The sequence below is a fragment of the Desulfonema magnum genome (assembly GCF_017377395.1).
GTDB lineage: Bacteria > Desulfobacterota > Desulfobacteria > Desulfobacterales > 4be13 > Desulfonema_C > Desulfonema_C magnum.
In genome coordinates this window covers 6,884,371-6,906,189 of record NZ_CP061800.1, presented here as the reverse complement: position 1 = coordinate 6,906,189, position 21,819 = coordinate 6,884,371, and the positions used below count along the sequence as shown (strand labels likewise).

Annotated in this window: 14 protein-coding genes, 1 pseudogene and 2 riboswitches; of the genes and pseudogenes, 12 read left to right on the top strand and 3 right to left on the bottom strand. The window is 45.9% G+C overall.

Annotated features, from left to right (window positions below; all coding sequences use genetic code 11):
- Nucleotides 1–368 precede the first annotated feature (368 nt).
- The 12 genes from dnm_RS26410 to dnm_RS26355 all read left to right on the top strand — a co-directional run bounded on the left by dnm_RS26410 (nucleotide 369) and on the right by dnm_RS26355 (nucleotide 19,418).
- Entirely contained in the window at nucleotides 369–1,373 is a 1,005-nt protein-coding gene (locus dnm_RS26410; RefSeq protein WP_207679877.1) for a helix-turn-helix domain-containing protein, read from the top strand.
- 403 nt (nucleotides 1,374–1,776) lie between these two features.
- A complete protein-coding gene (locus dnm_RS26405; RefSeq protein ID WP_207679876.1) occupies nucleotides 1,777–2,505 on the top strand; it encodes a hypothetical protein in 729 nt (242 codons plus the stop codon).
- A gap of 1 nt (nucleotide 2,506) precedes the next feature.
- Nucleotides 2,507–2,690, top strand: a riboswitch (cobalamin riboswitch).
- 303 nt (nucleotides 2,691–2,993) lie between these two features.
- Nucleotides 2,994–4,295: an MFS transporter gene (locus dnm_RS26400; protein ID WP_207679875.1), complete on the top strand. Its 1,302-nt coding sequence runs from the start codon at nucleotides 2,994–2,996 to the stop codon at nucleotides 4,293–4,295.
- Between the two features lie 397 nt (nucleotides 4,296–4,692).
- Nucleotides 4,693–5,421, top strand: coding sequence for an FmdE family protein (locus dnm_RS26395; protein WP_207679874.1), 729 nt, complete (start codon nucleotides 4,693–4,695; stop codon nucleotides 5,419–5,421).
- A gap of 78 nt (nucleotides 5,422–5,499) precedes the next feature.
- A complete protein-coding gene (locus tag dnm_RS26390) occupies nucleotides 5,500–9,498 on the top strand; it encodes an acyl-CoA dehydratase activase (protein ID WP_207679873.1) in 3,999 nt (1,332 codons plus the stop codon).
- A 27-nt stretch (nucleotides 9,499–9,525) separates the two neighbouring features.
- Nucleotides 9,526–10,113: a class I SAM-dependent methyltransferase gene (locus tag dnm_RS26385; RefSeq protein ID WP_207679872.1), complete on the top strand. Its 588-nt coding sequence runs from the start codon at nucleotides 9,526–9,528 to the stop codon at nucleotides 10,111–10,113.
- 139 nt (nucleotides 10,114–10,252) lie between these two features.
- A riboswitch (cobalamin riboswitch) is annotated at nucleotides 10,253–10,436 on the top strand.
- A gap of 228 nt (nucleotides 10,437–10,664) precedes the next feature.
- Nucleotides 10,665–12,755, top strand: a complete 2,091-nt coding sequence (locus dnm_RS26380; protein WP_207679871.1) for a TonB-dependent receptor — start codon at nucleotides 10,665–10,667, stop codon at nucleotides 12,753–12,755.
- 257 nt (nucleotides 12,756–13,012) lie between these two features.
- A complete protein-coding gene (locus tag dnm_RS26375) occupies nucleotides 13,013–15,148 on the top strand; it encodes a TonB-dependent receptor, FCYXU motif-type (RefSeq protein ID WP_207679870.1) in 2,136 nt (711 codons plus the stop codon).
- Nucleotides 15,149–16,683: 1,535 nt separating this feature from the next.
- The gene (locus dnm_RS26370; RefSeq protein WP_207679869.1) at nucleotides 16,684–16,932 is read left to right on the top strand and encodes a hypothetical protein; all 249 of its coding nucleotides are present in this window, start codon (nucleotides 16,684–16,686) and stop codon (nucleotides 16,930–16,932) included.
- Complete coding sequence (locus tag dnm_RS26365; protein WP_207679868.1) at nucleotides 16,895–17,227, top strand: hypothetical protein; 333 nt, start codon at nucleotides 16,895–16,897, stop codon at nucleotides 17,225–17,227. The genes dnm_RS26370 and dnm_RS26365 overlap by 38 nt, the downstream gene beginning before the upstream one ends.
- 12 nt (nucleotides 17,228–17,239) lie before the next feature.
- The gene (locus dnm_RS26360; RefSeq protein WP_207679867.1) at nucleotides 17,240–17,734 is read left to right on the top strand and encodes a hypothetical protein; all 495 of its coding nucleotides are present in this window, start codon (nucleotides 17,240–17,242) and stop codon (nucleotides 17,732–17,734) included.
- A gap of 256 nt (nucleotides 17,735–17,990) precedes the next feature.
- A complete protein-coding gene (locus tag dnm_RS26355) occupies nucleotides 17,991–19,418 on the top strand; it encodes an APC family permease (protein WP_207679866.1) in 1,428 nt (475 codons plus the stop codon).
- Nucleotides 19,419–20,204: 786 nt separating this feature from the next.
- Here dnm_RS26355 and dnm_RS26350 read toward each other — a convergent pair.
- The 3 genes and pseudogenes from dnm_RS26350 to dnm_RS31040 form a co-directional block, all read right to left on the bottom strand.
- A complete protein-coding gene (locus dnm_RS26350) occupies nucleotides 20,205–20,360 on the bottom strand; it encodes a hypothetical protein (RefSeq protein WP_207679865.1) in 156 nt (51 codons plus the stop codon).
- Nucleotides 20,305–20,889 (bottom strand): annotated as a pseudogene (locus dnm_RS31045) (ISAzo13-like element transposase-related protein). The gene dnm_RS26350 and the pseudogene dnm_RS31045 overlap by 56 nt, the downstream one beginning before the upstream one ends.
- The gene (locus tag dnm_RS31040) at nucleotides 20,841–21,428 is read right to left on the bottom strand and encodes a hypothetical protein (RefSeq protein WP_246556415.1); all 588 of its coding nucleotides are present in this window, start codon (nucleotides 21,426–21,428) and stop codon (nucleotides 20,841–20,843) included. Before dnm_RS31040 ends, dnm_RS31045 begins: the two are co-directional and overlap by 49 nt.
- Nucleotides 21,429–21,819 lie beyond the last annotated feature (391 nt).

The following is a 21,819-nucleotide window of genomic DNA, read 5'->3' as shown; positions in this document are numbered from 1 at the left end:
GTCGTAAATTTTGGCAGTTATATGTTGAAACAGTCAAATTAATTAAAAAAATATTTTCAAAATTTTTTGGATAATGCTATGTCTCCTATAATAAATATCATGGGAGGCGTAAATGTTAAATTATATTTTTGAATCGCTGAGGTACTTTTTATGGCGACCTGCCAGTTTTCTGATTCGTTTTGTTTTTGCAGTAAGCTCCAGATTCAGAATATGATTACGATATTGCGATCTAATTTAAACCACCAAATGTCATTCATTTATGACTGGACAATGTATGGGTGCGCCTATACTCTTTATATTTTACGACTCACGAGTTATACAGACTTTTAGCAAATAATTTGGGGAAGGCAGCAGGGAGGAGATAACAGATGAAGAAATACATTGATGTTTATAAAAAAGATGATTCCTTCGCACTGTCGGAAGCTGGTAAGGTTGTGGTGAACTTCAGTGACCTTCAGAAAGGCTGGTTTTTTAAGAATATCTGCGTTATACCCGGTCTTGAAATGATTATAACCAAACAGCCGAAGCATCAGGGACTTCGGGTGGATTGTGAAATTGCCCGGTCTCCGGTAAATTTTTGTTATAACCTGTCACACCCGGTTCGTAGCATCATAAGGCATGGAACCAGGAGCAGAAAAGAACTGGTAAGAACTCCGGGGAGCGGTGTTCTGGCATACTTACCTGAAACTTTCGGAATGACAGAAGTTCCTCCGGGTGAACAAATTGTCAGCGTATGCCTTCACTTTTCCGTGCATACCTTCAGGAAACTCTTTAACAAGGTTCCCCAATGTTTGAAAAAACTTGGTCTGACCCATTCCGGATCTGCTGGTGAGCGATTCTATCAGCAATCATTGTTTGACAGAAATACTTTTTTGGTTCTCAGACAGATTTTGGACTGTCCTTATCATGGGGAAATTCGCAGATTGTTTTTCGAGGCAAAATCACTGGAATTGGTGGCGATAAAGCTTTCAGAACTGGAACAGGATAGCTGCCAGAATGTCTCGGAACTGAGCCGCCAAGATTCGGAGCGAGTAAGGGAGGCATACCATATTCTGTTGAACAGTATTGAGCATCCTCCGAGCCTGAATGACCTGAGCCGCAATGTTGGAATCAACCGCAACAAGCTTAACCGGGGGTTCAGGATGCTGTACGGGGCAACCGTATTTAATGTCCTGCGTAATGCCAGACTTGCCAAAGCATGGACACTTTTGCAACAGACAGAACTGACGCTGGCAGAAATTGCTTTTTCAGTGGGATACAACAATCAGTCAAACTTTACCACAGCGTTTCGCAGACAATTCGGGATAACCCCGAAAACCGCACGTCAGGAAGGTTCGGGCTGTCCTCTCCCCCAAAATGTCATGTTCTGCTGACCTGTTATCCCCCTCCCCAAAATATTCCCATGAATCCGTTTGTGCGGCTCGCATAAAAAAAAATGCCTTTCTCAAAAGACATCCTCTTTTTAACCATTATATATGTCCTCTTTTTGCAAATATATTGCCTCTGATGAATTTTGATCAGCTACTGATTCCAACGGATTTTATTGATGTTTTTATCCCATTGAAACTACAAGGAAAAAGTATAAGAAAAGGAAGCGGCGGGTGATGTTCCGTATCTGCCGTTCCCGGCCGGACGGTGTCTCTGACAGGGCCTTTTCCCTTTTTTATATTTTTTCCCTGTAGTTCCGGGAAGATAGAAATATCAACAAAATCCGTTAGAATCAGATCACCTATTATCAGCAGATGGAAAAGTTTTCAGAACAAAAGGAGTGCGGAAATGGAGCGAAGCGGAATTTTCGCAAAAAGTTTGCTCGCCCGGAACATTGCGAACATTGCGAACGTTGCGAAAATTCCGCTTCGCTTCATTTCCGCACTCCGGAGAATTGGAACTTTGCGAACATTGCGAATATTGCGAACATTGCGAACGTTGCGAAAATTCCGCTTCGCTTCATTTCCGCACTCCGGAGAATTGGAACTTTGCGAACATTGCGAATATTGCGAACGTTGCGAAAATTCCGCTTCGCTCCATTTCCGCACTCCGGAGAATTGGAACTTTGCGAACATTGCGAATATTGCGAACATTGCGAACGTTGCGAAAATTCCGCTTCGCTTCATTTCCGCACTCCGGAGAATTGGAACTTTGCGAACATTGCGAACATTGCGAATGTTGCGAAAATTCCGCTTCGCTCCATTTCCGCACTCCGGAGAATTGGAACTTTGCGAACATTGCGAATATTGCGAACGTTGCGAAAATTCCGCTTCGCTCCATTTCCGCACTCCGGAGAATTGGAACTTTGCGAACATTGCGAATATTGCGAACGTTGCGAAAATTCCGCTTCGCTCCATTTCCGCACTCCGGAGAATTGGGACTTTGCAAATGTTGCGAGCGTTGCGAAAATTCCGCTTCGCTTCATTTCCGCACTCCGGAGAACCGCTTTCTGAAACAAGAGGCGTTTCTGATACTTTCCATCTGCTGATAATGGATACCAAACAGTTCAACACTTAATCAGCATAAAAAAGATGCAGTGAAAGCAATCATCGCTTTAAGGGAAGACGGTGAGAATCCGTCGCGGACCCGCCGCTGTGACCGGGGACGAAAGCTGCAAATATGCCACCGCCTGCAAACGCGGGAAGGCGCAGCAACTAGGAAGAACCGGAAGCCAGAAGACCTGACTGCATGATAAGTACCTGACCATAAATTTTTAATATTCGCCTGGGAAAGAAACCCGGCTTTTTTTCCGGAATGATGTGTCCCGGATAAAGGAAAACCCCGGGTTTCTCCGCCGCTCGCGGAAAAAGTATATAAAAAACTTTTGCTCAGGTACTTAAAAACGTCAGATCTCCTCCGCGGACTGGGGAGAATGATGATAAAAAAGCGAGGATAAAAACGGTATCCCCGGCTCTGATAATCAGGGCCGGGGATTTTTTTTACCTGGACACTGGCTCCCCTTGTATTGGGGTCCCAGGTCCTTTTTTATAGTACGGAGTGATTTTATGGATAATGTAAAAACCGCCCTGGCCCCTGATTCATCTGTATTATTAAATACAATGTATAAGATGGGACTTCTGTTCCTCATGTACATTGTGCAGAAAATTTTTCTCTGTTTTTCCTGGGCCCTGCTGCCTATAATTCTGCGCAATCAGGGGGCCAGCTTGGGAACCATTGGCTTCACCACCCTGGTTTACAGCCCCTGGGCACTTAAATTTCTCTACGCGTCTGTTGTTGATCGCTTTTACAGCATCCGCATGGGACGGCGCAAAAGCTGGATCAGCCCTTTGCTTATTATTTCAGGAATAATCTTGCCATTTTTGGCGAAGCTTTCGCCAACGGAAGATTTGGAGCTGCTCCTGATATCAGTGTTTGTTCTGAATCTGATCTTTGCCACCACAGACATTGCGGTGGATGGCTATGCCACGGACATACTGGAACCAAGTGAAAGACCTTGGGGAAATGCTGTACAGATGGCAGGCTATGTCATTGGTTATATGCTCGGCGCGGGTCTTTTTCTCATTCTTTGCAAGAACGAGGGATGGAGCCACACCCTGCTGATCATCTCGGGACTGCAAATGATGCTTATGATTCCCATCCTGCTACATAAAGAAATTTCGCCGGTATTCCGGGGAAAAAAAGGCGCATCTTTATCCGAAGGAATCTGGAGCGGCCCCAGTTCATGGGAATTTATAACCCGGCCCGGAACGCTCTGGTTTTTCTTATTTTCAACATTAATCGCGGTGTTTGAGCGGGGCGGCAGTCTGCTGCGCGTGCCCATGTTTGTTGATATGGGATTTGACCAGGCCAGTCTGGGGCAGATGAATATGTGGGTTGGCTCTCCCATGACCATACTGGGTTCGGTCATAGGAGGAATCTTGTTCAATCGTATGGGCCCCCGATGGGTGTTTATAACAGGGTGTCTTGGCGGTGCGAGTTTGAATTTCTTATCTGCGATTGTATTCCAAAACCAGATGCCTGGTCTGTGGCAGATCGGAATCATCATGGGATATGACAAGCTGGTGGCCGGTGTCATATTTATCATGATTTACAGTATGATTATGAGTCTGAGCGCGGGGAATCAGTCTGCCACCAATTATGCTGTGCTGTGCAGCGCGACGCACCTTGTGGGATTGGGAATCATGCCGATAAGCGGGAATTTATGCGATCTTACGGGTTATTTTAACTTGTATATGGGGCTGGGTTTCTTCGGCATCCTGGTTATTTTCGCAGGCGATTATATATTGCGTTGCCGTTTGGCGGAATTTTTTCAACTGACAAAAAAGGAGCAAGGAAGAGCGATATGATACGAAATGTTATTAAAGTCAGTATATTGCTTATATTTCTGACGCTGTTCTGTCATTATGAATCTTCGCATAGGCTACGAGCGGGAGCATTCTGATTTATATTTCTGGGCTGAAAATGTTTTTGACCGGCAATATTTTACTTTTCTCAGCCTGTTTCATAACTCGGTTGTGAGCATTGACGGTGCCCCCCGGAAATGTAGGGTGGGTGGAGCGAAGCGCAACCCACCGCACATTTTTTGTATTTTATATCGAGTTCCCTTAGGCAACGATTCCGTATCTGTCAAAGATTCTCCCGAGGGGAAGGCCGCGGGTTTGTCAGACAAAAGGGAAAACAAAAGTCCGATCCTTTGTAAGCATTTTAAATTAGAATTCAAAAGAAGAAAGGAAGCCTCACATAATGGAATCAATGGAAATGGAAAAACTGAAACTCAGCCCGAGAGCCAACTTTATCCGAGCCATACAAGAAAACGACCTGTCCTGCTGCCTGATCAAGACAGCAGAAATTCATGGTCATTTTTGCCCCGGGAGCGCTCTCGGTGTCATGGCCTCGGTGTACGGACTGAGGCAGGCAGGCTTGGAATCTCTGTTTGCCGAGGGAATGGAGAATCTCATGGCCGTGGTCGAGATAAACGCCTGCTTTGCCGATGGGATACAGGCGGTGTCAGGATGTACTCTCGGGAACAATTCCCTGGTATATCGTGATCTGGGACGACATGCCGTAACTTTTGCCATACGCGGAGAAGAAACCGGGGTGCGCGTCCGGGTTCGTCCTGATTTCCGATCCTGCATAGACCGGGCAGCACCTGAGTTTTATCCCCTTATGGAGAAAGTCATTAAAAACAGAAACGGAAGCCCGGAAGAAGAAGCCGCGTTCAAGGAAAAAGGGCGGGAAGCGGCATTCTCGCTCATACAACTCCCTTTTGAGGACTTGCTGATGACTGAAACCGCAGAGCCTGATTTGCCGGCCTATGCCCCGATCACTGAGAGCGTTTTCTGTTCCCAGTGCGGAGAGCAGGTTATGGCGACGAAAGTTGTCTCCAAAGGGGAGGAAACAGGTCTCTGTCTGATGTGCGCGGGCAAGAAATATCGCCAGGTCGAGGGACAGGGGATATCGGAAAAAGGCTGAAAACAACTTTGTTCATAGTCAGCCGGACCCCGGGACCGGCAATCTGACCGGGAAAATGATGTAACAGGAGGCAATTCAATGTATAGCTTGGGAATTGACATCGGATATTCATCACTCAAATTATCGCTGATAAACAGCGATAATGAGATTGCATATGATATGTATGCCTTGCATAAGGGAAGCATCAACAGTACCCTGAGAAAATCCCTTGAGGCACTGCTGCTGAAATATGATCCGAAAGACATCGCATTTGGTGCGGCAATCGGCAGCGGGAGCAGATTCTTAATAAAAACAGGAAAAATCGGATCTGCAAATGAAGTCGCGGCAATCGTGGAAGGCTGTATCAGCACCCATGAAGATATCGGATCAATTATTGAGATTGGCGGGCAAAACGCGAAATATATCACCGACTTTGCCGGGGAAGATAAATCACGCATAAAAATTTCTGCAAATTCCAACTGCTCCGCGGGAACCGGGTCATTTTTGGAGGAACAGGTCTCCAGGCTGAATCTGAAGTTGGAAGACTACGCGCCTTATGCGGGCAGAGGCAAATCCGTACCGAGGATAGCCGGGAGATGCAGTGTGTTTGCCAAGACAGATATTACCCATCACCAGCAGGAAGGGGTTCCGACAGAAGATATCTTGCTGGGGCTGGCTTATGCCATGGTCAGGAACTACCGGGGGGCGGTGATGAAAAAACTCCCCATGAAAAAGCCTGTCGTGTTTGCAGGGGGAGTGGCTTATAATCAGGCAATTATTCGCGCGTTGGAAGATGTGCTGAATCTGAAGAAAGAGGAACTCATCATCCCCGAACATTTCAGCACTATCGGAGCCTTTGGCGCGGCGCTGATTGCGGGCAGAGAGAAAATCAAAATCAATGTGGAACAGTTGCTGGGAGCCACGGACGATGATTTTTCTGAAGAAGATGACACCAGAGTTCACCTGCCTGCCCTGATCTCTTTCGGAACAAACGACAGCATTGGCAAACATGACGACAAGCCTGCAAATCATGATACAGACTGTTTGGAATGCTTTCTGGGCATTGATGTGGGATCAACCAGCACCAATCTGGTGCTTACGGACAGGAATAATCATATTGTTTGCTTCAAATATCTCAGAACCATGGGAAACCCCGTGGAAGCCGTAACCAAAGGGCTGAAAGAGATTCAGACCGAGTTTGGGCACAGGATCAGCATTGCAGGGGTCGGCACCACAGGTTCCGGCAGGCATATGATCGGCAGGCTTGTGGGGGCGGATGTTGTCAAAGATGAAATAACAAGTCAGGCAAAAGCGGCCGTCACCATAGACAGCAGTGTGGATACCATCTTTGAAATCGGGGGGCAGGATTCAAAATATATCAGTCTTAAAGAGGGCGCTGTGACGGATTTTCAAATGAACAAAATCTGCGCGGCAGGCACGGGTTCGTTTATTGAGGAACAGGCGAACAAGTTCAATATACCGATAAATGATTTCGGCAATATTGCCCTCGGCAGTGACACTCCCATTAATTTGGGAGAAAGATGCACGGTTTTTATTGAAACCAGCATCGCGGCACATCTGGCCAGGGGATCAGATGTAAAGGATATCGCCTCGGGGCTTTGCTATTCTGTTGTGAAGAATTATCTCAACAGGGTCGCGGGCCAAAAGAAAATCGGAAACAAAATATTCTTCCAGGGAGGTGTTGCATATAATCAGGGCGTTCTGAACGCTTTCAGGGCGATTACCGGCAGGGAGATATCTGTGCCGCCGTTTTTCAGTGTGACCGGTGCTTATGGGGCTGCGATTCTGGCAGGCGAAGAGATGGTTTCCGGGAAGACCCGGTTCAGGGGATTCGAGATTGAACCCAAAGAAGCGTCTCTTAAAATCCGGGAGCCATCTGAGCCAAAGATAAATAATGCACAACGCTTTAACAGACAGACAGAGGAACTGATATTCAAAGGATATGATGGCGTAACAGACAACAGTAAAAAAACAGTGGGAATCCCAAGAGCCTTGTTCACCTTCGGGATGTTTCCCATGTTTTACACGTTTTTCAAAGAACTGGGCTTTAACGTGCTGTTGTCAGACCCCACAAGTGAGGACACGATCAGACTGGGGCAGGAATATTCCCTGGGCGAGGCATGTTATCCGGTGAAGCTGATCAACGGGCATGTCGCGGAGCTGGTTCAAAAAAATGTTGACTATATATTCTTCCCTGATCTGTACACCGTGGATCATCCCGGGTCACAGTCAAGACAGAATTACGGGTGTGCATATATGCAGCTGGCCTTCAAAGTGATCAGTCAGGCCATGGAACTGAGCAGCAAAGGCATAGAACTGCTGGCACCGACCATCGCCTTCAGCCTGGGGAAAGAATTCATGATGAAAAGTTTCTCAGCCCTGGGAAAACAGCTTGGCACGGCCCCCGAACAGACGTTCAACGCACTTGGAAAAGGGATGATGGCGTTTCACCAGTTTGAAGAACGGATTCAGAAATATGGGAAAGAAGTTGTCAGCCAAATCAGACCTGATGAAAAAGCCTTTGTTATCATCTCAAAAATATACGGAGTGGCGGATCCCGTATTAAATATGGGAATACCCGGCAAACTCATGGACATGGGATATAAGGTCGCGGGGTTTTATGATTTGCCTGAGGGAGATATCTTCGGGGAACACCCGAATATGTACTGGCCCTTTGTTCAGCACATATTGGACCCGGCATATCTTATTAAGCAGCATCCCAATTTGTACGCGGTTCTTCTGACGCACCACGGCTGCGGTCCTGATTCGCTGGTAACTCATTATTTCAGGGAAATAATGGATGGCAAGCCCTATCTGAACATCGAAGTGGATGAACATTCTTCTGATGTGGGTGTCATCACCCGGATAGAGGCATTTGTGAACAGCCTGCCCCGGGAAGATGTGCAAAAAGCAGATGACATGGAGACTTACCTGCAAAGCATTGTCCATGAAAAAGTCAATATAAAGACCGACATGGCTGAGTTGAAAACCGGAACGCCTCTCTGTCTGCCCCATATGTATCCCTATTCCCAGGTTTTTGAAAAAATGCTTGCCAGCAGGGGAACAAACGCCAGGGTTCTGCCTGAAACAAACCAGGAATCTGTTGATATTGGCAGAAAACATACGCTGACCAATGAATATTTGTCCCTGACAGCCCTGCTGGGAGATGTCCTCAGGGAACTTGGCACGGAACAGCGTCATAAGGATGGGATCGCTTTTTTCATCCCCCAGACAGAGGGCGCGGAAACAGACGGACAGGCCAATCGTTTTGTGAGAACAAAACTGGATGCGGAGGGATATGGGAATGCGGACATTCTCGCCCCGTTCATAGAAGATGCTCTGGGTAAATCCCGGGAGGATCTGAAGCGAATCTTTCTGGGACTGCTGGGGGGAGACCTTGTCAGATTGGCGACTGCAACGCATCGGGACAAGTATTTAAAAAAACTTTCTGACCGAATCCGGAGCAATGGTCTTGAAATTGATGATCTCACGGACATGGGAAAGGAAATACGTCATGAACTCAGGGAGATGAAAGCTGGCGGAAAGAGGATTCTTGCAATAGGCGAGCCTTTTATCCTGTATAATGACTTCCTGAACAACTTCTCTTTCAGAGATATTGAAGATAAGGGGCATCGGGTTGTCTATAGTCCCTTCAGTGAATATGTGTGGGTCATGTGGAGAGATTTTCTGGATCAGAATAAAAGCAAGACCACGCAGTCCATGGAGGAGGGTCTGGATGAGTTTGGCAGGCATATCACTGCCGTATCTGAATCATTGTCAGATGAGAGTCCTTTTGAAAAAGATTTGGAAAATCTCATTATGACAGCAGACAAAACCATCGGATATTATGCTGGTGCATTTGGCAGGTACAGAGCCGCCAAAATACTGAGCGACCTGAACGGAACCCATGGGATCATCACCGCGGCTTCCATGTATGAAAACACGCAAATATCACTGGATATTTTGCATAAGGGCTTTGAAAACAGTCATTCCGCCCCTGTTCTGAATTTAAGCTTTGACGGAAACAGGAATGAGAATGATAAAATGAAAATCGAATCTTTTATTTATTATTTGTAGGAAAAGTCTGTCATGGAGGTGAGGCGATTGAATGAGGAAAATAAAAGTTGCCATGGACACGGTCAGAAAAAGCGGCGGAGCAGCTTCCAGATGCAGGACCCGGAGATTGTCTTTGATGCGCTTGCCCTTAAAGAGGGAGAGTCTTTTCTTGATCTGGGCTGCGGACCCGGTGACTATAGCATCCGGGCCGCAAAGCAGGTGGATGTGTCGGGAACCGTATATGCGCTGGATGCTTCGGAAAGCATGATTGAAGCCTTGAAAAAAGAGGCCGCGTATCTGGGCATAAAGAACATCCGACCAATGGTGGCGGATATCACAGAACCACTGCCACTTGCAGATAACCAGGCAGATGTCTGTCTTATTGCCACGGTGCTTCACATCCCCCCGGTAACCCGGAACATGGGCAAGGTGATCACCGAAGTCAGGCGTATCCTCAGACCGTCGGGCCGTTTCGCGGTTATCGAATGCAGCAAAAAAGATTTGTCTTTCGGACCCCCGGAATATATGCGTTTGTCCGCGGAAGAAATTGAGGAGGCTGTCATGCCGCAAGGCTTTGAAAAGATAAAACTGACTGATCTTGGCTTCAATTATTATATTGAGTTTGCCGTCAAATGATCAGCAGATCGAAAAAATTTCACCCGATCTGTCAGGATGTGAGAATTTTTAGTAATGATATGAAGTCATTGTCAAACAAATCCCTGTAGCTTTCATCAGATCGGAAAAAAATCGGATATTCAGAAGCTTTTGATCTGATGACACTATATGACATGCAGTTAAAGCGATCATCGCTTTAAGGGAAGACGGTGAGAATCCGTCGCGGGCCCGCCGCTGTGACCGGGGACGAAAGCTGCAAATATGCCACTGTCTGCAAAGGCGGGAAGGCGCGGCAATTAGGAAGAACCGGAAGCCAGAAGACCTGACTGCATGATAAGAATATCATCGCTCCTTCGCGGATTGTTGAGGAGTATGAGGATAAGATAAATAAACGCGGATTAAACACGGTATCCCCGAATCTGATTATCAGACTCGGGGATTTTTTTTACAAACGTCAATGATAGCCATCTGTTAATATTGTAAATACGAATATTTACAGGGAGTTTATTGTAAAACTGCCATCTGATAAAATTTTTTTGACAATCTTATCAGGAAAGGAACAAAAAAACAAAATGATGCGAATCCATATTAAGGTCTTTATTGTGCTTATAATTTCGGCGGTATTCTGTCGGAGCGCATACAGCGGGTCTGATGATAAGCAAAAGGATATCCATCAACTGGAAACTATAACCGTCACTGCCCAGAAAAAAGAAGAAAATCCTCAGAAAGTGCCGGTCAGCGTGGATGTTTTTTCCGATATCCGAATCGAAGATGCAAAAATTGAGGATGTCCTTGATCTGACGAGGTTTTCCCCGAATGTACACATGAAACAAAACTATACGGAACATGTTATTGTGATCCGGGGGATTCCGTCTTTCAGAGCATCCACGCATTCTCCCGCGGGTCTATATGTGGATGACGTAAGCTATCCGCTGCACTACATGCAGAATACCATGTTGTTTGACATAGAACGAGCAGAGGTTCTGAAAGGTCCCCAGGGGACATTATATGGAAGAAATACAGAATCCGGTGTGATCAACATTATCACCCGGCAGCCTGACAATCAATTCCGAAGCAAGGTTTTCGGCGAATACGGAAGCGATGACACCTTCCGATCCGGTGCAAACATCAGCGGCCCTTTGGTCAGTGACACGCTGTTTGTGGGAGCCGCGTTTCAATATAAAATTTCAGACGGTTATGCTGAAAATCTCTCTGACGGCAATGACCAGGTCGCTGATTCGGAGCAAGTAAACGCACGGACCGCCCTGCGCTGGACACCCGGAGATGCATGGGACATATCTTTGACAGCAGATGTTATGAATGCGGATAATCATATTGGCGGATACAGACTTATAAGCGGTCCTCATGCCAGCAATCCCTTTGAGGTCCGCAAGGATGAAGATGAATACTATAAAGAAGATGGGAACAGTCAGGGCTTACGCATCAAATATGAAGGCAGCATGTTTCATTTGCTCTCTGTTTCCGGGGCACTTTACCAGACACTTGACAAGCTGGCTGATACGGATTTGTGGGATGACCCGGGAGATCGGAAAGTAAATACCTTTAAGATCAGGGAGCGGCAATACAGCCAGGAATTTCGTATGTCATCTGCTCAGAAAGGTGCATTTGAATGGCTCGCGGGTGTGTACGGATTCATGGAAGAAACAGAGTTTAATTACAAATACGACATTGTTTCAAAAGGAATCACCGGAAAGCATCCCATTGCAAATATGGACACCGATGGTTACGCGTTTTTCGGACAGGGGACTTACACACTCTTTGAAGACTTACATCTGACCGCGGGGTTGCGTTTTGATCATCAGGACCTGGAAGGGGACCTCCGGGATGACATCAAGGGAAGACATTGCAGCCAGGACCTGACCTATGATGAGTACTTGCCCAAATTTTCCATTGCCTATGATCTTTCCAAAGATTTTATGGTTTACACATCCGCGTCCAAAGGGTATCTCGTCGGCGGGTATAACTGGCTGATGAATCCCACCTCAGAGACCTTTGACTATGATTCTGAATATACATGGAATTATGAATTGGGAATAAAAACAACATGTCTCAAAGGCAAACTCATCGCCAATCTGTCGGTTTTTTATACGGATATTGAAGACAAACAAGTGACGGAGTTTGACGCGGACACATCTTCAAACACGGTTACGAATGCGGCAAATGCACATTCTCAGGGAGTCGAATTTCAGGTCAGAACAATGCCGGTTCAGGGATTGGAGATCGTTGCGGGCTTTGGTTACACCCAGGCAAAATTTGACGAGTTCAAGGCCACAGAATGGAATGATACGCATACGGCGCTGATTGAAAATGACTATGAAGACAAATATCTTCCATATGCCCCTGAATACACCTATAACTTGGGAATCCAATATCGCAGTGCGAACGGTCTTTTATGCCGTGCGGATCTGTTGGGAACAGATCGGTATTACGGCGACATTGGGAATCTGTCCGAACAGGATGCTTATCAGACCGTGAATCTTCGTTTGGGATATGAGAAGGAATCTTTTGATTTCTATCTGTGGGCGGAGAATCTTTTTGACGAGGAATACCTCACCTATGTGGCTCCGTTTGACAAAAACAGCCATGTGGGATTTGACGGCCCGCCCAGGACGCTTGGTGCGACATTGACCTACAGATTTTAAAGGGTCATGGCCCGGCCGTCAATGAGTTTGTGCGGCCCTCATAAAAAAAAAATGCTTTAAGCAAAAGACAAGATGTTTTGAATGATTATATTCTCATTTTTTTAATCAGGTGACTGAAGTTGCCTAAATAATTTTTTTTTAAAAATCAGCAGTAAGGTCTGACAATAAGCCACGAAGGTTTTCTCTTTTGAAAAACAAGGGAATCCTTCGTGGCTTTTTTTATTTGAAAAAACACCAGTTGCGGAAAGAGGATTGAAATGAAAGAAGTTTGGAAAAAGCAGAACAGGATAATAATCAAGGTTTTTGCAGGACTGTGTCTGTTTCTGACAGGTATGGCAGGCGCAGAAGAAAAAAAGGTGCAAAGACTTGACGAAGTGGTGGTCACCGCGGACAGAATGGATGAGGATGTTACCCACACTCCTGAAAAAACAACGATTGATGTTGAGACCTATCAGACTGTCGGAACGCCGCAGAACATCTGCGACATTATCAGGAATCAGCCCGTTATTGACTTTCGGGGAGCCACCGACCTGGTGCCCGGGGATCTGGTGGATGGCGATGATACCATCTTTATGCGGGGATTCGGCAGCAATCGCTTTGACACCGCCATGGACGGCTCAACCCTTCGCAAGAGCGGAGGTCGTAATACCTATCATATTGTGGATTATTCTCTGCTTCCGCCATTTCTGATCGAAAAAGTGGAGATTCTGCCCGGACCGCATTCAGCCCTTTATCCGGGCAAAAGCATCGGCGGAGTGGTCAATCTGGTCACCAAAGCCCCCCAAAAATATGACACATCAAAACCGGACATGGCCCTTTCCGCCAGCTTCAAATCCTACGACACGCATAACCACAGCATCAGCCTGCAAGGCGGGGCAGGCAATTTTATCTATGACGCGGGCTTTCAAAAATATGCCACGGACGGCTATCTGCGGAATGCCGCCTCGGACATTGACACCGTTTTCGGCCGCATCGGCTATATTCTTTCTTCAGACGGCTATCTCACGCTGACAACATCTCATACCCGGGCAGAACGTGAGATTCCCATCAGAAATGATCCGGATGCCAATTATGATGACGGGCATCCTGTGGTAAAGACTTCTTCTTATGAGGAATGGCAGAAGCCTGAATGGGATGAATCCGCCAGTTCCTACCGCTTCACTTACCATCAGCCGAGTCCAATCGGTATATGGGATCTGAATGCATATTACAGTGAGGAAAACTGGGAAAAAATTTATTTCAGAAAAAATTCACAAGGGATTTATGATGCCTCCTGGGAGACGGAGTGGTATCAGCAGGGCGGAAAGCTTCAGGATGAAATCAGATTTTCAGATAACCATGTGATGACCATCGGAGCGGATCTGGGGCAGTACTTTGACGGGGATGGCAGAACAGATCAGAAACGAATTGAAATCATGTCCGGCTTTGTCCAGCACCGCTGGCGCATCATCCCCCGGCTGACCCTGACCGCCGGCATACGGTACGAAGATGTGAGCATATGGGTTGATAATACAAAATCAAACGGAGATATCTACATCAGCGGAAGGCCCGAATGGATTGAACGCAGCTGGGGCGAATGGTCTCCCAAATCGTTTCTCACTTATGAACTGGATGATATTGCCGCGGGTCTCCGGGACACATCCGTATCCCTGGGTATCAGCAGAATATGGAAGGCGCCTGACTGGCATGGCGACTATAATCCCAGGGGAATGCCCGCGGGCGCATGGACAGAACCCGAACACGGCATAGGCTGCGATCTGGTTCTGTCACGAAGAGTGTCAGATGATATTCAACTGAAAGCAAACTATGCCTATTATGAAATAAAGGACTATATCGCCCATAACTGGGACTATGCGAAATACACACCAGGCAGCGGCAATTCAGTGCCACCCGGTATGGAATACAAAGACTGGCTTATCAATCTGGACAAGGTCATCCGACATGGGCTGGAAATACAGTTGAGCGGACATCTCACCGATGACCTTTCTTTTTACCTCGGTTATGCTTACCAGACATTTGAAAACCAGGGAGACGAGCCTGCCGGAGAAACAGAACTGGACAATCAGCCCGAAAACAGGGTCAGCGCGGGACTGCGTTATCATTTATTTGAAAACACCCTGCTGCTTCTTGATTATAAATATGAGGATGAGCAGATCATTCAAAAATCAGAAGAGATCGGGCAGGATGAATGGCGCTTTACTGAAATCTCCACGGACGCTTATCATGTTTTTGACCTGGCTGTTCAGCAGACCCTTTTTAAAAAATGGGGTTTTTTAAACAATGGCATCCTAAAACTTTATACCAACAATCTGTTTGATGAAGACTATGAAAACCTGAGCGGCTATCCCGCGACAGATCAGACATACGGTGTCAGTCTGAGTCTGAAGTTTTAAATCATTTGGAGACGAAAGTGCGTAAAAGAAAAAAGATAACAGGCATATTGATAATTCTCTTTTTTGGCGTCTTATAAGTACCTAACCATAAGTTTCCGATATCTTCCCGGGGAAGAAACCCGGCTTTTTTTACCGGAAGGATCCGCGGCCTGTTACGGAAAAAGCCGGGTTTCTCCGCTGTTCGCAAAAAAAAAGATATATAAAGAAACTTTTGATCGGGTACTTATATGGATGCACCGACCAATTGCCTGATGAGAAAAATATCCTGGAAATAAGAAAAATAAAGATAAGGAGCCTCGAACCTGATGTCATTCTGATTTATGTTAGTTGTTATCTTATGGGCTTGTTCAAGGAGGTGGGTCACGGATATAACTTCGTTATTAAGCTGTTCAGAATATCTGAAACAAAAAAATAAGACTTGACATTTTTTCACTTTAAGATTAGATAGAAATTTTTTAGTTTACCAGAGGAAGCGGTATATATCAGGGGCGTTTTTCACTACCTGATTGTCTGTCTAAACAAAGCCATGCAGGCTGTTTTTCGGAAAGAATTCCGAAATTGTCTGCATGGCTTTTTTATATATTCGGAAAGATATGAAAAACGATCAATAACATACTGTAATAAAAATTAATAAGAATTAATTACAATCAGATAAAAATTAATTTTCCGGAAATTGTTTTAAAACTTGTCGGAGTTATAAGGAGCGACATTAAAGACCCCATTCTGCGCTCTAATATTCCTCAACAGTGAAAAGTTCAAAATTCAAAGTCAGAAGTTGTTTCGTAACCTTTTGAAATCACAGGGCGGCATATGCCCATATGCATCAGGCTAAGACTGCCGGACGGGGTTTGCAACCCCGTCCGAAACGTTTGTTTTCGGGGGTCGGAAAATATTTCGGACGGGGTTGCAAACCCCGTCCGGCAGATCACGGGTTAATAAAAACAATGAGTTACGATCTTAGCCTGATGCATATGGGCATATGCCGCCTCGGAAAATGTCGAGACTATTAATTTCAGGAGGTTATGAGAACTTACGGCTGTCGAGTAATATTCGATAATCAAATTTTTTGAGCCTGATCGATTTTATTGGCTCTATTCAACCCTGTAACAATATTTAGCTGTAACATACTAAAATATTAAAAAAATAAGCGTTATTTTCAGTTTTTTAACATAAAATAGAATAAAATCAAGTTATTACATAACGATTTTTAATTAGTTAAAATACTTATAACTATTTGATATTATTCTTAATTAAAATCGCAGCCCTATTTCACTTGAAAAAATGGCTAAAGTCTTTCATTGTAGATATAATCAGAAAACGATTTTCAACCTTCATCCATTATTTATTAGAAAAATTTATGGGAAAACATATGGCGTTCATAAACAGAAGATTTTTCATCTGTATCGGAATGTGTTTTGTCATACTGCTCACAGATATATCAGGAGTGCTATCAGATACTGTTCCGAACAGCAATTCCAAGAAAAAAAAAGAAGTAATAAATAATTGGAAAAGGCGAATGGAGCCTGCCGGGAACGTTGCTGCTTCCTTCAGGCAAAGGTCCCTACAGATCAGTCATACTTATGCATGGTTCCGGCCCTCATGACCGTGACGAAACCATCGGACCAAACAAGCCGTTCCGCGATCTGGCGCGCGGGCTGGCTTCCCGAGAAATCGCTGTTCTTCGTTACAAGGAACGGACAAAGTATCATGCGGAAAAATTCATAAGTGTCAAGGAAATCACAGTGAATGAGGAAACCATACATTGCAAGTCATATAGGAAATAAGCCGCCGCTCAGTTGCATGAATGACGGGTTACGGGTATCTAGCAGTGCAGGTCCGGGACGAGGCGCGGTCAGAATATCTGAGAACAATTCTCGTCCCGCGGCCACCTTTGTTTATAAAGATCAGAAAATTACTTTGAAAATAAAAGACGAAATCGTCGCGAAAATAAAATCAGACATTCAGTCCGCTCTAAAGCAATATGGCGGACTGAATCCTGACTACTTTGCCCATATTCGCAAGCTGTCCATAAAGTATTGGCATGATTTTGACCGGAGGAAAATTTTCGATAAAAACTAAAAGGAGAAAAAAATGAAAAAACTAATTGTGTATGCTTTGTTTTGCGGATTTTTTACGTTTATCCGATGGCTTTGTCCCCAGCCTGTCGCAGCCCACGGCACTGGCTGCCGCATACTCAGCGATAACAAAGCCGTAACTGCGGAGTTTTACTATTCTGATGGTGAGGCAATGAGTTATGCCAGCATTCTTGTTTTCGGTCCCGGAGATGATAAAACAGAATATCAGAACGGCAGAACCGACCGGAGCGGAAGATTTGGTTTTTATCCTGATAAGAACGGAACCTGGCGCATCGAAGCCAATGACGGGATGGGGCATAAAGCGCAGGCCGCGGTTGAAGTCCGTGAAGAAAAATCTGCTGAAACAGAAGCTGAGAAGAATTTCCCCAGTTCTCATGCTGAACTCGGGAACAAGGGAACATTGTCAACGCTTCTGAAAAGTGTTTTAGGACTGAGCCTGATTTTCAACATTTTTTTTGTGATATTTTTATGGAAAAGAAAAACAGTCTGACGGCTCAGGTGTCAGAATTCAGTAATCAGAAAGGATTTGGCTAAACACTTCTGCCGTGAATTCGATTGGACATCAGGCCCTATTGGAAATAAGAAAAAGTTGCTGCCAAAATTGGAAACAGGGAATGTCAGACCCGAAATCCGCAGTGCCAAACTTGCAGTTTGGCAGGAGGCTCCGTAAACAGAATATTACTTCGGAGTCTGGCTGCTTATTTCTGATAATGTCTGTTCTGACGAATGAAGGCTTATAAAAAATTATGAAAAACAAACTCAACAACAATGTTCTGAACAGAGAAATCGGTTTTTTCTCTGCAACTATTCTGGTCATTGCCAACATGATAGGAACCGGGATATTTACAACTTCCGGCTTTATTATGCAGGAATTGGAAAACCCTCATGCCATGCTTCTGTGCTGGTTTGTCGGAGGCATCTTCGCACTGTGCGGTGCGCTTTGTTACGGCGAACTTGGTGCGATGTTTCCGAAAGCAGGCGGGGAATATGTGTTTTTACGGGAAAGTTTCGGCAAATGTATGGGATTTCTTTCAGGCTGGATTTCTCTGATCGTAGGATTTTCCGCCCCGATTGCAGCGGCTGCCGTAGCCTTTGCCACATATTCCTTCAGCATGTTTCCGGTTCCGAGTGATTTGGCGGTGACCTTATCTGTCTCAGGCATCAGCCTTATTACTATATCGCCAGTCACGTTGCTGGCTTCCGGTGTGATCATTATCCTTTCGCTGGTCCACTACCACAGCCTGCTGGTCGGTACCAAGGTGCAGAACGGACTGACTCTGTTTAAAATAGCACTGCTCCTTGTTTTTATCATAGCCGGTCTGTGCCTGGGGAATGGCTCGTTAAACAATTTCTCCCAAGGATCGGGCATCGTAAGTTCGGTGTTTCAAGACAAGTTTGCCATATCCCTGATATTTGTCTCTTTTGCCTACAGCGGATGGAACGCGGCAGCTTATCTCGGAGGTGAGATCATCAATCCGGGCAGAAATATTCCGCTTGCGCTTTTTACCGGAACCTTTTTGGTCATATGTCTTTATCTGATTCTCAACTTTGTGTATATTTACGCACTCGGGACCCAGGAGATGAGCGGTGTCCTCGGGGTCGGGGCAAAATCCGCTGTTTCCCTGTTTGGAAAGGATATCAGCAAATATTTCAGCGGAGCCATTGCCATTGGCATATTGTCTGCTTTAAGTGCCATGATTATGACCGGTCCGAGGGTCTATTATGCCATGTCAAAAGACAGAGTTTTTTTTGAGCTTTTCGCCAAGGTGAACAAAATTCACAAAACCCCTGCGTATTCCATTTTTTTACAAGCGGGTATTGCCATTCTTCTGGTCCTCACCTCATCATTTGACAAACTGCTTCTATATATCGGCTTTACCCTTTCATTATTCACCATGATGACTGTGGTGGGAATGGTCATCATCAGGAGAAGAGAATCATCTGTCAGGCCGGAAAAGACATACAAAACCTTTGGCTATCCGGTGACTCCCTTATTGTTCATACTGGGAAATCTGTGGATTATTTTTTATTCTGTCAAGTGCAGACCTCTCACCTCTTTGTACGGATTATTGACAATAGCGGCGGGCATAGTGGTTTATTTTTATTTTGACAAACAAAAGCCTCTTGTCCTCACCGCAGGACGCGGAAACAAGGAAGGAGCGGAAACAGTGTAAGAGTGAATCAGGATGAAAAAAAGATTCTGATTATAACGGATTTAGGGGAGGCCCCGATTTCAGCATGCAGTCCGCAACCTCCTATTTTTATATGGCTTCGTGCGGACATTCCCGGAAAACGGCGGTTTCCGAAGAGACAGATGTCCCGGATTTCCGGTTCTCAGAACCCCGGGACGGGCAGATTTTCCGTTTTGCCATTTAATAATTTCAGGATGTTGTGCCATCCCCTAAATCCGTTATAATCAGAAAAGATTTTATAATAAGCATAACATTTTGTGATCACAGCGTAGGAAGGTTTCGGACGGGGTTGCAAACCCATATGCATCAGGCTAAGTGCTGAATCCCATAAATAATGTCCGGGCGGAATGAACAGTGATCTTATGTGATCCGACCTGCCGCCTTCGCCGCAAAGACACAGAGACACGAAGAAAACACAAAGAGACTTCGTGCCTTTGCGCCCCGGTGGCAGATATAATTCACCTGATTTTGCGCGGTCGCGGGCTGAGTCATGCGGAACAGATTCGCAGTCTGTTCAGGCACAGTTTGAAAAATTGCGCCGCAACCCGGACATTATTTATGGAATTAAGCACTAAGATTGCAGGACGGGGTTGCAAACCCCGTCCTGCAAAAAAATGTGATTTCCGAGGTTCGGATTCCGGCTGTTTTTTTTCGTCATAATCCGTCTCCTTTCATGCCCGAAGATTTTGTATGACTTTTACACAAATTTCAAGGTTCAAAAAGACTAAATAATATTTAGGCGATTTGCTGAAAAAATAATACCATCCGTCAGACAGGTCTGATCAGGATATCCCATTTGGCTAACAGGGGGTTTCGCTCCGACCTGGCTTCCACCTTCCACATGGCCTTTTTGGACACCGAAACACCTTTATGACAAACTTTGTGGTTGAGTCTCACAACAGGACTGACGCCTTTCCATTTCATACTCTCCGCCCCATTCAGGCATGATATCCGCATCCGTCAGCCTGGCTCCGTTCCAATGTTTTTCCAATATTCCCCGGCACCGCTCCGCAGGGTTGTGTTTGCTGTGATATGGCGGATGGTAAGGGAGTCGGACAGGCTTTGCGACATAATCTGTGAATTCCACGATCCGCCTGAGAGGCTGAGTTCGCCGTCCGTTACTTTCCGGGCCGTTGTCAGCCCTGACCTGAAGAAGGGGGACAGCATGGCGTCCCTCTGCCGGAATGCAGCTCCGTCACTCATACAGACTGTCCGTTATGAAGTCGCCTGTCCTGGCAGAACTGCCAAGGATCATGTGCAACCGTCCGTCGTCCTCATTCGCCATCCCGAACGGAGTGTGTTTTTCCCTGCGGCCCATGTCGTGGTCGGCCGCGCTGTTGTCGCCACGGGTTTTGCCTCCGCGGGAATATTCGCCGATTTTCGCTGTCGCCTTGCAGTCCATGCTTATACGCATGATCCCTCCTCCGGCCCCTTGTCCGTCCTTTTCTCTGATGTTGGCGAAAATCGCGTCTGTCTCCGGAATTTTTTTTGAGGTCCGGCTTTGATCACCGGGCGCAGCCGGCAGCCGTTGCGGCTGAGAGCATCCGCCATTGTTCCGGGTGACGGCGGCTTGTCTTCCGTGAGGCCCCGGTTTCTCAGCCGCCTCAGAGCTTCCGCCGCCGTCAGTCCGGTGAATGACAACGCGGTGCGGAAAATCGGGTCCTGCCGGCCTTGTGACTCCGCCGGCTTCCACAGGACCGCGGCCGCATCCGGATGCTTTTCTTCCCAGAGTTTGTTGCCGCGACAGGCTTTCCGCGCACCCGGACAGGTTATGCCGGTGCGTTTTTCATGAAGCCCCGGTTCAACGGAATCACGGCTCCGGCCAAACATCCTCTCCGTCTGACGGGGGACACCATTGCAATATTTCAGGGATATTGCCGCCTGAAATGACCGCCGTTCCGCTCCCGACATTTTTGACGCGGCCATCCGCAGGTCTTCAATGCGGGAGGTGTCCGGGGAATGTTTGTCGCTTTCAGGAGCGGGCATGTTCATAAGTCAGAATTCCTTTGCATAATGATATCAGATGTGTTAAAATATTTCATTTTAGCAAATCATCTGAAAATGTCAAAAGAAACTCTGTTTGCTTTTTGCATAACGCATATGGTATAATCTTTTTTGCAAATCATCTTATCATATGAAGATTTGTCATTAAGCTTTACGCAAATTTCATGCCATGAAAAACCAAAATCCGATTACCATAACACTGGGGTGATGAAAATGTCACAAACCGGGCTGACAATTGCGATCCCATTTTTATTCCGCAAATTTTTTATGACTTAAAAATCAGGCAGTTAAAAAATGAGGGGAACAAAAACGGGATCAGCTTTTTCAGAGCCTTGGAAACATTTTCATCACCCCACCATAACACTTTTATCATATAAAT